At 46.1% G+C, this 13,300-nt stretch carries 11 protein-coding genes, 1 tRNA gene and 1 pseudogene; 4 read left to right on the top strand and 9 right to left on the bottom strand.

From position 1 onward, the window contains the following. The coding region (locus tag A3GG_RS12175) for an NAD(P)(+) transhydrogenase (Re/Si-specific) subunit beta (RefSeq protein WP_033408691.1) at window positions 1–240 on the top strand (240 nt) is incomplete at its 5' end. Window positions 241–375: 135 nt separating this feature from the next. Here the strand turns inward: A3GG_RS12175 and pruA are convergent. The 8 genes from pruA to tyrS all read right to left on the bottom strand — a co-directional run bounded on the left by pruA (window position 376) and on the right by tyrS (window position 9,768). Continuing rightward, complete coding sequence (gene pruA, locus A3GG_RS0108430) at window positions 376–2,004, bottom strand: L-glutamate gamma-semialdehyde dehydrogenase (RefSeq protein WP_018358855.1); 1,629 nt, start codon at window positions 2,002–2,004, stop codon at window positions 376–378. 28 nt (window positions 2,005–2,032) lie between these two features. Further along, window positions 2,033–2,962 (bottom strand): citrulline utilization hydrolase CtlX, encoded by a 930-nt coding sequence (ctlX, locus tag A3GG_RS0108425; RefSeq protein WP_018358854.1) that lies wholly within the window; start codon window positions 2,960–2,962, stop codon window positions 2,033–2,035. Window positions 2,963–2,971: 9 nt separating this feature from the next. Continuing rightward, the gene (gene rocD, locus A3GG_RS0108420) at window positions 2,972–4,210 is read right to left on the bottom strand and encodes an ornithine--oxo-acid transaminase (RefSeq protein ID WP_033408693.1); all 1,239 of its coding nucleotides are present in this window, start codon (window positions 4,208–4,210) and stop codon (window positions 2,972–2,974) included. Between the two features lie 193 nt (window positions 4,211–4,403). After that, window positions 4,404–5,516 (bottom strand): TlpA disulfide reductase family protein, encoded by a 1,113-nt coding sequence (locus A3GG_RS0108415; protein ID WP_018358852.1) that lies wholly within the window; start codon window positions 5,514–5,516, stop codon window positions 4,404–4,406. A 300-nt stretch (window positions 5,517–5,816) separates the two neighbouring features. Beyond that, window positions 5,817–6,080 (bottom strand): GNAT family N-acetyltransferase, encoded by a 264-nt coding sequence (locus A3GG_RS0108410; RefSeq protein WP_018358851.1) that lies wholly within the window; start codon window positions 6,078–6,080, stop codon window positions 5,817–5,819. 92 nt (window positions 6,081–6,172) lie between these two features. Continuing rightward, a complete protein-coding gene (aroC, locus tag A3GG_RS0108405) occupies window positions 6,173–7,234 on the bottom strand; it encodes a chorismate synthase (RefSeq protein ID WP_018358850.1) in 1,062 nt (353 codons plus the stop codon). Further along, window positions 7,234–8,466 (bottom strand): nucleoside recognition domain-containing protein, encoded by a 1,233-nt coding sequence (locus A3GG_RS0108400; protein ID WP_018358849.1) that lies wholly within the window; start codon window positions 8,464–8,466, stop codon window positions 7,234–7,236. The genes aroC and A3GG_RS0108400 overlap by 1 nt, the downstream gene beginning before the upstream one ends. A 3-nt stretch (window positions 8,467–8,469) precedes the next feature. Further along, window positions 8,470–9,768 carry a tyrosine--tRNA ligase gene (gene tyrS, locus A3GG_RS0108395; RefSeq protein WP_018358848.1) on the bottom strand — a complete coding sequence of 433 codons (1,299 nt, stop codon included), beginning with the start codon at window positions 9,766–9,768 and terminating at the stop codon, window positions 8,470–8,472. A 137-nt stretch (window positions 9,769–9,905) separates the two neighbouring features. On the opposite strand from tyrS, the gene A3GG_RS0108385 reads away from it, so the two are divergent. The 3 genes from A3GG_RS0108385 to A3GG_RS0108375 all read left to right on the top strand — a co-directional run bounded on the left by A3GG_RS0108385 (window position 9,906) and on the right by A3GG_RS0108375 (window position 12,881). After that, window positions 9,906–10,451 (top strand): pyruvoyl-dependent arginine decarboxylase, encoded by a 546-nt coding sequence (locus tag A3GG_RS0108385; protein WP_018358847.1) that lies wholly within the window; start codon window positions 9,906–9,908, stop codon window positions 10,449–10,451. A gap of 136 nt (window positions 10,452–10,587) precedes the next feature. Continuing rightward, entirely contained in the window at window positions 10,588–12,633 is a 2,046-nt protein-coding gene (locus A3GG_RS0108380) for a M13 family metallopeptidase (RefSeq protein WP_018358846.1), read from the top strand. Window positions 12,634–12,806: 173 nt separating this feature from the next. Beyond that, window positions 12,807–12,881 (top strand) — tRNA-Val (locus A3GG_RS0108375). Between the two features lie 164 nt (window positions 12,882–13,045). Here A3GG_RS0108375 and A3GG_RS13745 read toward each other — a convergent pair. Next, window positions 13,046–13,300, bottom strand: a pseudogene (locus A3GG_RS13745) (IS1634 family transposase); the annotation flags it as partial.

Genomic DNA, 13,300 nt, shown 5'->3' with positions numbered 1-13,300 from the left:
GTCGTTATCGGGGCAAATGACGTCCTCAACCCTGCGGCTCGTGAGGCTGAGGGTACACCTATCTACGGTATGCCTGTGCTCAATGTAGACCAAGCNAAGAAGGTAATCATCTGTAACTTCGACCTCAACCCTGGTTACGCTGGTGTACCTAACCCACTTTATGAGGATAAGGAGAAGGTAACCCTTATGCTAGGTGACGCTAAGGAGAGCCTACAGAAGCTTATTAAGAAACTAATGTAGTCTACTACACTTAATACATCTTAGCGGTGTGGTACTAAGTACCGCACCGCTTTATTTGTACCCTCACACAAACGATATGCGAAAAGGGCTTCGAGCGACAATGCCCGAAGCCCTTTCCTTATCCTAATTTATGGTTTACTCCTTACTAAGAAATGGATAGGTGTAATCTACTGGAGGATTAAAAGTCTCCTTGATATTACGAGGATTGATCCAACGCACGAGATTAAGCGGACCGCCCGCCTTATCATTGGTACCTGAAGCACGAGCCCCACCGAATGGCTGTTGTCCTACTACAGCTCCAGTAGGCTTATCATTGATATAGAAGTTCCCCGCACTGAAGCGAAGTTCTTCAAGTACTTGGTTAGTTACCATACGGTCGCGAGAGAATATTGATCCAGTAAGACCATAAGCCGAACTCGTATCTACTAGTCCCAGTACCTCCTTCCACTTATTGTCGTCATAGACGAAGACGGTAAGCACAGGTCCGAAGATCTCCTCCACCATGCTCTTGAAGTGAGGATTAGTAGTAAGTATTACCGTTGGCTCCACGAAATAACCGACACTCTTATCGCAACCACCTCCTATAACTATCTCCGCATCAGTCGACTGCTTAGCGTAGTCGATATAGCTCTTGATATTATCGTACGACGCCTCGTCGATTACCGCATTCATGAAGTTAGAGAAGTCTCGGACATCACCCATCTTAATCGTCGATATCATCTCCTCTAGATAAGTCTTCACCTCGCTCCACTTACTCTTAGGGATATAAGCCCTCGAAGCTGCCGAGCACTTCTGGCCTTGGTACTCGAAAGCACCACGCACTAGAGCCACGGCTACTTCACGGGAGTCTGCAGAATTATGCATCAAGACGAAGTTCTTTCCTCCCGTCTCTCCTACAATCACAGGATAAGAGCTATAATGACCAACATTCTTTCCGATCTCGCTCCATAGATGATTGAAGGTAGCTGTGGAACCAGTGAAGTGAAAACCAGCAAGGCTCTTAGCCGCAGTTACTACCTTCCCGATAGTAGACCCCTGACCGGGGATAAAGTTCACCACACCTGCAGGAAGCCCAGCCTCCTCAAATATCTTCATGATAAGATAGTTCGAATGTAGTGCGGTAGTGGAAGGTTTCCACACAGTAGTATTACCCATCATCGCAGGTGCGAGATTGAGGTTACCTGCGATAGAGGTAAAATTAAACGGAGTAAGCGCAAATACAAAGCCCTCTAGCGGACGATACTCTAGCCTATTGAATACTCCTGGTACCGATAAAGGCTGGTCGGCATATATTCTCGAGGCATAGTACGTACCGAAAGTAAGGAAGTCTATAAGCTCACATGGAGCATCTATCTCTGCCTGCATAGGGTTTTTACTCTGCCCAATCATCAGAGACGAATTCAGCACATACCGATACTTAGTAGCGAATAGGTCAGCTATCTTCATCATAATAGAAGAACGCTCTAGCCATGGCATCCGAGACCACTCCTTATGCGCCTTATTCGCCGCATCGATAGCCATTTGCACCTCTTTCTCTCCTGCCTTGTGATAGGTAGCAATAGTATGCTGATGATTATGTGGCTCTACCACCTTGCCTGTATTGCCAGTGCGAACCTCCTTCCCGCCAATAATCAGCGGAATTTCTATCTCGCTATTCCAGTTATTTATTGCCTTCTTCAGCTCCTCCCGCTCCTTTGTTCCAGGAGCGTAGGAGAGTACTGGTTCATTCTTTGGTCTTTCGAAATTATAAAGGATATTATCCATAGAATTATCTTTAATCTTTTGTCAAATATTAATCGTATCTATATAGTTCACCCATCATACAGCGAGCCGAGCCGCCGCCGAGATCCTCTATAGTAGTGAGACTAGGTGCGATAATCGTCATGCTCTTCTCTATCATCGCCCTCTGCTCATCAGTAAGCGAGGCAAGCGCTCTTTGGCTCATCACCATAAATTGCTTCCCCTCTCGATTCCGCACGCTGAGCATATTACCTGCGAACTGGTACACCTGCTCCATCGTGATATCACATATCTCATGCCCAGACGATCTAAGAGAAGTAAGTACCCTACCCCTCTGTTCTTCTGGGACAGATGCTACACAAATCACCGCTACATCTTCAGCCAAAGCCATCATCACATTAGTGTGGTAGATAGGCTTACCATCTCTATCCAAGGCGTCAAATACCTCAGCTGTATAACCGAACCTTTGGCAAACCATCTCCAGTAGCCTCTCCGACATCCTATGCGAACGACAGGCATATATCACCCTATGTGGGCGATCTATAATCATCGTGCCAGTACCCTCTAGCACTTCACCTATCTCCTCCGATATCGGGCGCATATCCCATATATCCTTAGGTTGACAAACCTCTAGGAGCCTATTGAATAGTACCGTTTTATGACTCTCTGCATCCCTACTTGGCGCATACATCTTAAATAAGGTCAGATGACCTTCATCATCAGTAAGGAACCAATTATTAGGGAATATTGAGTCTGGGGTATGTGGCTCTGGCGTGTCCTCAGCCACTACTACCTCTACACCATGTGTTCTTAGGAGTTCTACAAAACTATCGAACTCCCTACGTGCGCGCTCATTAGCATCATCAGTCTCCCTCTCCGCTACCTGGAAGTGATTATCTCCCAATGTCTCCGGATTGGCCAGAAAGCGACAAGGGCGTACCATAAACACCCTATCTGTGGTCTGTTGTCTAGCCCTTTCCATAGCAGAAGACTATTTGTCTACAAACCGCTCGAGAGACTTCCGAATAATCTCCAAGCCCTCGTGGAGTTGCTCTTCGGTAATCACTAGCGGTGGAGCAAAACGGATGATATGCTGGTGGGTAGGCTTAGCGAGAAGCCCATTCTCCGCCATTATCTCACAAAGATCCCAAGCCTCCTTACCATCTGTAGGCTTAATGACAGCGGCATTTAGTAGCCCTTTACCACGGACAAGCTCTACGGCAGGTGAGTTCATTGCCTTCAGTTCCTCCCTAAATATCTTACCCAACCGTTCCGCGTTCTCTGCCAGGTGCTCATCCTTAATCACCTCGAGCGCTGCTATCGACACCTTACAAGCCAATGGGAAGCCGCCATAGGTAGAGCCATGCTCTCCCGGCTTAATAGTCATCATAATCTCATCATCAGCTAGCACTGCCGACACAGGCAATACTCCACCTGAGATAGCCTTACCAAGAATAAGGATATCAGGGCGCACACCTTCGTGGTCGCAAGCGAGCATTTTACCTGTTCGAGCAATACCGGTCTGTACTTCATCGGCAACGAAAAGGCAATTGAACTTATCACATAGTGCCCTAATCCCGCTAAGGTATCCATCATGAGGCACATACACACCAGCCTCACCCTGAATAGGCTCTACTAATACACCTGCTACCTTGTCGCCCTTTTCCATAAGGACAGCCTCAATAGCATCAAGATTATCATAAGCCACACGCTCAAAGCCTGGTGTATATGGTCCATAGTGCTCGTAAGCAGAAGGATCATTAGAGAGTGTAACGATAGTAATTGTACGACCATGGAAGTTCCCCTCACAGACAATGATGATAGCCTCATTAACAGGGATACCTTTCTCCTTATAACCCCACTTGCGCGTCAGCTTCAGTGCCGTCTCTACTGCTTCGGCGCCACTATTCATAGGTAGCACTTTATTGTATCCGAAGTACTTAGTTACATACTCTTCGTATGGACCAAGCGCATCATTATAGAAAGCTCTAGAAGTAAGGCATAGGGTATCCGCCTGATCCTTTAGCGCCTTAACAATCCTAGGATGACAATGACCTTGGTTTACTGCCGAATAGGCAGATAAGAAGTCGAAATACCTCTTTCCATCTACATCCCATACAAATGGACCTTCTCCGCGAGAAAGTACCACGCCAAGTGGGTGATAGTTGTGTGCCCCATACTTGGCTTCCTGCTCCATAAAGCTCCTTGCTTTGTCTGTAATTGTCAGCATTAGATATACAAATAAATGGTTATAAAATAGCTGCATATTGCGACATGTCGCAATCATTCTCACCTATTGAGAATAATTATGCACACAATATTAGCGAAATGATTTCAATTACCCAAACAATAGAGACATAAAATAGAGACTGGCACTAACAATTGCTAGTGCCAGTCTCTATTAGATAGTAAGCTACTATTTCTTACTTATTCAGCTCACGTAGCTTAGTCTGTACAGCCTTGATATCATGACCGCGCATCAAGATCTCACCCTCTGGTGATACTAGGATGAAAGTAGGCACACCCATTAGACCGTAAAGCGTAGCAGCATCGCTCTTGCTATCCTGGAAGGTTGGCCAAGTAATATTCATATCCTTTACAGCCTGAGCGTAAGCAGCACCATCGGTATCCTGCTCCCATACTGCGATACTTGCAGAAGTAAGCACGTTGGTAAACTCCTTCTCAATCTCGGCAATAACTGGCATAGACATCTTACAAGGGCCACACCAAGAAGCGAAGAAGTCAAGTAGGAAGTACTTGCCCTCAGCACGGAACTCACTAAGCATCTTAGTCTCACCTGCTGGATTAACTAGCTCATAGTCTAGGAACTGCTGACCTACATCGGTTCTAGCGGCAGCCTGCATCGTTACATACATCTTAGCCAAGTCCTTGTCATTCTTAACAAGGCTACCGGCAGCGTCAAAGTTCTCTACAAACTCTGCTGGAGTCCAGGAGCCTGCTAGCCCCATGAAGGCATACCAGTCAATCATCTTATTGCCACCCTTAGTATAATAGCTGTTGTAGATATCCTTAGAGTCTGCAGAATACTTCTCGCGAAGATCGCTAAGCTGCTGCATCTGCTCCTCTGTTGGCTCAGCTTCACCGATTGCTGCAATAATCTTCTCGCTCTCAGCGTTGAGGCTAGCCCTTAGCTCGTCGATCTTGCCCTTCATCTCCTGAGCCTTCATGATAGAAGAATTGGCATCACCATCACAACGTAGGTTAGCTGCACCAGTAGCCTCGTCAGTAGTGTAGGTCAGTGTGAAGTCACCCTCCTCATTTGAGAGAACCATAGAGCTCTCACCAAGTACTAGAGTGCTGACAACAGTGTCATTAGCTGGAACAACATAGTTAAAGGTACCGTTCTCGATAAGTACAGAATCCTTAACGTTCTGATCCATGTCATAGAACTTTGCATAAGTCCCATTAAGAGTCTCAGGAAGTCCAGTTCCAGAGAGCTTAAACTCTTTTGCTGCTGGAGTACAAGCAGCAAGAGCTAGAGCAGCAGCTACTGCTGCAAAAAACATCTTCTTCATTTTCAGTAATTTATATTGTGAATACTATATCATCCAATTAGGCTGCAAAGGTAAACAAAAAGTGGAGATCACCAAAAGGAATTTACCCTTTTACTACTATTCTTTCTGCGAATATACCGACGAGTAAAGCTGAATACCGCGAGCGCTGAAATTTATCTGTACAAATAAATAAATTTATCTCTAGGAATAAATATTTTTATTTGTACAGAAAAATAAATTTATTCCTAGAGATAAATTTTCATACTCAGGCGCTCCACAATCTCTACTCTATAGAGTGAGAATGAGTGCTCTAGCTCTTCGTTACTTATTTGCTAATACCTTAGCAGCATACGAACAGACTGAAGAGAGCTCCAATTGCTCTTGCTGAGCATACTTCCCTGCTTCGTCTACTAGATAACGTCCCAGACCTTGACCTCCGAACTCCGGATTCACACCCGTATGATTGATAATCATCCGATTGGGATGAGCGAAGACAAACTCAATCTCTCCAGCACGTACATCATCTACATAGAGCAAGAGCGCTCCATGACGATCGCTTTTTTGTAGTTCTACTCTCTTATTCATATCCTTCTATTCTTTTAGTATTATGAAACCTTATATAGGGTAGAACAAGTCGTAATTGATATTGGTTCAGCGACTACTAGTATTCAGAGCGATCAACGCACTAGCCTCTGCGCCAGCATTTCATCCACTAGCACGAGAGCTGTCATCGACTCCACAATTGGCAAGACCCTAGGAAACACAGACCCATCATGCCTACCCTCTATCGTTAGCGAGTGCACTGTTCCTGCTGTATTTACGGTCTTTTGGGGGAGAGCGATAGATGCTATTGGCTTGAAAGCTGCCCTAAAGAGGAGCGGAGCGCCACTAGAGATACCGCCTAGTACGCCACCAGAGTGATTGGTTTCCGTAACAGGCACACCATCAATGGAGGTAAAAGGGTCATTGGCAGCGCTTCCAAGCATCGAGGCGAGTGCGAAACCATCTCCAATCTCAAAGCCCTTGCAGGCATTGATACCCAACATTGCCTCTGCCAGCCGCGCATCCAACTTACTATACAGAGGGCTGCCCCACCCTGGTGGCACACCATGTACCACCACAGAGACTACGCCGCCAAGGGTATCTCCAGCCTCTCTAGCTTGGAGCAAAGATTGGTACATTTGCTCATCCACCTCTGGTATGGGGCAACCCACTTTACTACCCCCTTGAGCTATTTCTAGAAGGTAACCTTCAGGTAGTCGTATGTGCCCCAGTTGTGAGGTATAAGCTGTAATTTTGACCCCCTGTTCCCCCAGTATCTGCATAGCTATAGCACCAGCCACTACGCGCACTACAGTTTCACGTGCACTTGCTCTCCCCCCTCCTCTATAATCACGTATCCCATACTTTGCTTGATAGGTAAAGTCGGCATGAGAGGGTCGATACACTTCCGATAGATGGTCATAGTCACTGCTCTTTCGCTCTTTATTGGCAATAGTAAATGCGATTGGCGTACCAGTGGTAACGCCATCAAATAAACCCGAGAGGAATACGGGCTGGTCACCCTCCACCCGTCCTGTGCTTACACCACCTGCGCTTCTACGGCGCTGGAGTACCGAAGTGATGAACGCCATATCTAGGCGAACCCCCGATGGACAACCATCTATCACACCGCCAATCACACTACCATGAGATTCGCCAAAGGTGGTAATGCGAAAATATCTGCCAAATGTATTCATTATGAATAGAAGAGATATGCAATTGAGACTGCCGCAATCATACCAATAAAATCGGAGAGGAGAGAGACACCAAGTGTGTATCTAGTCTTTTTAATAGACACACTACCATAATATAGGGCAAGGATATAAAATGTGGTATCACTAGAGCCCTGCACCATACAAGCCAATCGCCCCACGAAGGAGTCGGGACCAAAAGTCTCCATGGCATCTATCATCAGTCCACGAGCACCACTTCCACTAAGTGGTTTCATCAGCATGGTAGGCAAAGCATCTACCCAAGTAGTATCAAGCCCTACGAGATGGACTAGATAGGAGACCCCACCCATCAGCCAATCCATAGCGCCACTTGCACGGAAGAGACCGACACCCACGAGCACAGCAACAATGTAAGGGATAATCGTGACCGCTGTCTTGAAGCCATCTTTTGCTCCATCTATAAAGTCCTCGTATACGTTGCGCTTTGCCAAAGCACCGCTACCAATGAACAAGACAACCATGCTAAGGAGGACAAGATGGCTCACCATTGTGGATTGTGAGGTGAGAGTAGCTCGGTCTACATTCCCCGCCCAATAGATTATCCCTACGACTAAAGCTAGAAATAGTAAGAGAGGGATAACGAAAGCTTTCCTAAGGAGGTTTATCTTTTGCTTATACGACACCATCAGTATTGCTGCCAATGTACTAGCTCCAGTGGCGAGTAGGATGGGGACAAAGATATCTGCCGGAGAGGTGCTTCCCAATTGAATCCTGTACATTATGATAGTGATTGGGATAAGGGTAAGCCCACTAGCATTGATGGTGAGGAACATAATCATTGCATCCGAGGCTGTGTCCTTCTTGCCATTCACCTCTTGCAGCTCACGCATGGTCTGTAATCCTAGTGGTGTGGCAGCATTATCCAGTCCCAGTAGGTTGGCACTAAAATTCATGAGCATGGTACCAGTCACAGGATGGCCCTTGGGAATAGAAGGGAAGAGTACGTGAAAGAAGGGCGCCGTGGCTTGGGCGAAGCGACCGATAAGCCCACTCTTCTCCCCTATACGAAGAAGACCCTGCCAGAGTGTAAGCACTCCGGCAAGGCCTATAGATATCTCGAAACCCGTGGTAGCTGCACTGAAGAGCGCATCTACCATCGCACTAAATATGGTGCCATCGCCCGTAGTCACTACTCTGATGATAGCGACAAGAGCGCCCACGAGGAAGAAGGCTACCCATATATAGTTGAGCAACATGTATTACACTAGCTTCACTAAGTAGAAGTTCTTCTTACCTCTTTGGATGAGCATATAGCGACTATTGAGAAGATCTTGCTCACTTGGGACGTATTGGAAATCTGTTACCTTCTCTCCATTGAGGCTCACACCTCCGCTCTGTATAAGCTTACGGAGCTCGCTATTGCTAGCAAAGAACTTGCACTCACCCACGAGCAGATCCATTAGTCCCATTTCTCCATTGACCTTTTCCCTCGCTACCTCTGCCATTGGCACGCCTTCAAAGACACTCAAGAATGTGCTTTCGTCTAGCTTATGCAGTGTCTCTACAGAAGAGCGACCGAATAGGATTTGAGATGCTTGTACTGCTGTCTCGTAGTCCTCTCTGGAGTGAACCATAACAGTTATCTCCTCTGCGAGCTTAGACTGTAATAGGCGCTTGTGTGGCTCCTCGGCATGTGCCTTCTCGAGTGCCTCTATCTCTTCCTTGGCTAGGCTGGTGAAGATACGGATAAACTTCCCAGCATCTTCGTCCGAGACATTCATCCAGAATTGGTAGAACTTATATGGAGAAGTATAACGAGGGTCGAGCCAAACATTGCCGCTCTCGGTCTTGCCGAACTTAGTACCGTCAGCCTTCGTGATAAGTGGGCAAGTAATCGCAAATGCTTGACCATCTACTTTGCGGCGAATCAGCTCGCAGCCAGTAGTAATATTGCCCCACTGGTCAGAACCACCGAGCTGTACACGACACCCCTCATGCTCGTAGAGGTGGAGGTAATCGTAGCCCTGCAGGAGCTGGTATGAAAACTCTGTAAAAGAGAGACCATTGCTCCCTTCGCCAGCTATGCGCTTCTTCACAGAGTCCTTTGCCATCATATAATTGACGGTGATATGCTTACCGATGTCGCGAATGAAATTGAGGAAAGAGTAATCCTTCATCCAATCGTAGTTATTAACAAGGACAGCAGCATTTGGGGTATCACTCTCAAAGTCGAGGAACTTACTTAGTTGCTTTTTGATTGCCTCTTGATTGTGTCTCAAGGTTGGCTCATCTAGAAGATTACGCTCAGCAGACTTCATTGAGGGATCACCAATCATACCCGTAGCCCCACCTATTACGGCAATAGGGCGGTGACCCGACTGCTGGAAGTGTCTCAGCATCATCACTCCTACCAAGTGACCGATATGCAAAGAGTCGGCTGTAGGGTCTATTCCGAGATAACCAGAGGTTTGCCCTTTCATTAGCTCCTCCTCAGTCCCTGGCATGATAGTGTGAATCATCCCTCTCCACTCCAACTCTTTTACAAAATTCTTCTCCATAAATCTTGTCTGTAAACCTATATTATATCCAAACAGGTTACAAAGCTACCAAATTTACACCACTATGCGTGACTCGAATAAAAATAGTATCTTTGTATTGTATTTGAATAATAACCCTATAGATAGCAATAAGAAAGATGAGTAAGATTGTATCCAACCTGACCCCTAATGTATTCTTCGTAACAAAGGGGAGTGGAGAATCGGATCTGGAGCTACATGCTGGTTCATACCACATGGCACTCTATGATGCGGGTATCAATGACTACAATATCATGGTTTACTCCTCCATCCTTCCCAAGACTGCTCGTCTGGTAACTATGGATGAGATAGATCTCCCTCCATTTGGTTCGGAGATGAAGACTATCATGTCGGTATCACACGGTACTCAGGATGAGTTTGTATCGGCAGGTATCGTATATGCTTGGATGTATGCCGACGAAAACTTCGATGAGAAGATAGGTGGTCTTGTGTGCGAGGTAAATGGTCGCTACCGCATCGAGGAGCTAGAGGCTAGGCTCACTAGAGTAATCCTAGACCTTCACGATAAGACCTATAGCCAGTACTACCTAGGTGAGCTTAACTTCGTCACCGAAGGTATCACTATCGAGAAGCGCTATGGTACCGCACTTGTGAGTCTATGCTTCATGGACTTTGTACAAGCTGAGAGCACTATCGGAGAGTAATCTTGATATTACAATATGATAATGAGACCTAGCCCAAGTGGGATGGGGTCTCATTACTAATATAAGGAAGGACATAAATCTCACAAATTATCCCTACATTTGCGCACAAATATATACCACATATTAGATACTTGATATGAAAAAGATTCTTATGACTTTAACGCTTGCATCTATGGCGCTCAGTATTGGGGGCTGTAAGGAGGATGCGAAAAAGGAGACAACGACAGTCGAAGCTATCCCAGCGATTGATCTTACCGCAATGGATACCACTGTAATGCCCCAACAGGACTTCTACATGTATGCCAATGGTAATTGGATAGCAAATAATCCGCTTCCTGCTGGTTATGCTCGTTATGGCAGCTTCGATATGCTTAGGAAGAACGCTCTAGACGCTACAAAGGGTATCCTCGATGAGATGAAAGGCAACACCACTGCTGGTAGTGACGAAGAGAAGGCTTACAAACTGTACGAGATGAGCCTAGACACTGTTAAGCTAGATAATGACGGTGCTCAGCCTATCCTTGCTTACCTAAACGAAGTGGATGCCATCGATTCCAAAGATGCGCTTGTAGACTATATGGCAAAGAGTGGCAACTATGGGGAGTCTTACTTCTTTGGCGTATTCGTAATGGCAGACGAGAAGGATAGTAAGAACAATCTACTCCAGCTATTCCAGCCAGGTCTTATCATGGGCGTGCCAGACTATTATGCAGATAATGCAGACCTAGCTAAGCAGCAAGCAGACTATAAGACCTATGTTGCAAAGCTCTTTACCCTTACCGGCACTCCAGAGGCAGATGCTGAGACACTAGCTAGCAAGGTATACGACACAGAGAAGAGCCTTTCTAAAATCGTCTATACTATGCTAGAGCGTAGAGATAGCCAGCGTAATTACAATAAGATGAGCATGGAGGAGCTTTACAAGACCTTCAAGTTCCCTTACCAACGCTACTTCGAGGGACGCAATGGTCTATCTGCTGCTAAGGAGCTTAATGTAGCACAGAAGGATTACTTTCACCGCTTCGATAAGTGGTTTGAGACAACCTCGCTTGACGATCTAAAGGCACTTATCAAAGCTCAGATACTTGATGGCGGTGCCAACTACCTCAGCAAAGACTTCCGCGATGCTTCATTTGCTTTCCATAATACCTCTATGACAGGTGTTTCTGAGCAAAAGCCTCTATGGCAGACCGCTGTATCACGTGTAAACGACAACTTTGGCGATGTAGTTGCTCAGCGCTATGTGGCTAAGTATTTCCCTGCAGAGGCAAAGGAACGTATGATTACTCTAGTAGACAATCTGATTGCTTCTCTTGGTAATCGTATTGACAACCTAGCTTGGATGAGCGACGCCACAAAGAAAAAAGCACATGAAAAGCTAGACACCTTTATCGTAAAGGTAGGTTACCCTGATAAGTGGTGGACTTATGAGAAGGCTGAGCTAGTAGAGAGCTCTCTATATGAGTACATGCGAGCACTAGCTCTATTCGCTACGAACCGTAACCTTGAGGATCTCGGTAAGCCTGTAGACTTCGACCGCTGGCTGATGAACGCCCATGAGGTTAATGCCTATTACAACCCAACTACCAATGAAATCTGCTTCCCTGCAGGTATCCTACAGTCTCCATTCTTTAACCTCAATGCCGACGATGCTGTAAACTACGGTGGTATCGGTGTGGTTATTGGTCATGAGATGACTCACGGATTTGACGACCAAGGTAGCCAGTACGATGCTTATGGCAATATGGTTAACTGGTGGTCTGAGGAGGATGCAAAGACCTTCAATATGGCAACTAAGAAGTTGGCAGACCAGTTTGATAAGGTAATGATTCGCCCAGACCTCAAGGCTAATGGTCAGCTCACCCTTGGTGAGAACATCGCAGACCAAGGTGGTCTATTGGTAGCTTATGATGCACTAATGAGAGCTACAGAGGGTAAGGAGTATCCAGTGATTGACAACTTCACTATGGCACAGCGCTTCTTCATTGGTTACGCTCGTCTGTGGGGTCAGAATATCACTCCCGAGGAGGAAACTCGCCTCACCAAGGTAGACGTACACAGCCTTGGCAAGCTTAGGGTAAACCAAGCGCTTCGCAATATCCCAGCCTTCTACGAAGCATTTGACGTAAAGGAGGGAGACGCTATGTGGCTTGCTCCAGAGGAGCGAGTTATCGTTTGGTAATGCTTATTACCACTTAGTAAAAACTAGAGAGGTCTGTATCTTAGGGTGCAGACCTCTCTAATTATTTACCGAGGGTAGCAAAGTACCCAAACACTACCAAAGCCCTTTCCCAAAGCATAACCTATGGTAATCTCGCTATTATTGGGTATCTTTGCTGTAAGACAACAAGAAATGAATCTTTAGCTCAGTTGGTTTAGAGCACTACCTTGACAGGGTAGGGGTCGGCAGTTCGAGTCTGCCAAGGTTCACTCAAGCAAGAGAAGAGGCGGGTAGCAGACAATGATTGCCACCTGCCTCTCCTCTTTTTCTTTTCCATCAATGGCTCTTCTCTGGTATGTTTCTCTTAACCCAAGTTTGACCCCTATCGGATTGTAAGTGACTGTTATTAGTGTTGTTGTCTTTTTTTGAAGAGTTACTGTGTACTACAAATTTTGATTTTTCTAAATGGGTGGGTTTTATAGTTTAGGGCTTGGTAGATTTTTCTGGCGTTTGGTGGTGGGTCGCTACAAATTCGGAGGACCACCTTTTCCCCTAGCATGTTGGTGGCTTCCGTCGTAACTGCTTTTTGGGTGGACATTATTCGGACGATCTCTTTCCAATAATGTCTGATTCCTTTTCCTTTCAGTTGTACACGTATATTATTGACCACCCAATAGGCGAGGAGTCC

It is taken from the genome of Porphyromonas levii DSM 23370 (assembly GCF_000379925.1).
Taxonomy (GTDB): Bacteria; Bacteroidota; Bacteroidia; order Bacteroidales; family Porphyromonadaceae; genus Porphyromonas_A; species Porphyromonas_A levii.
The sequence above is the reverse complement of the archived record's forward strand: the minus strand, read 5'-3'. Positions and strand labels throughout refer to the sequence as shown.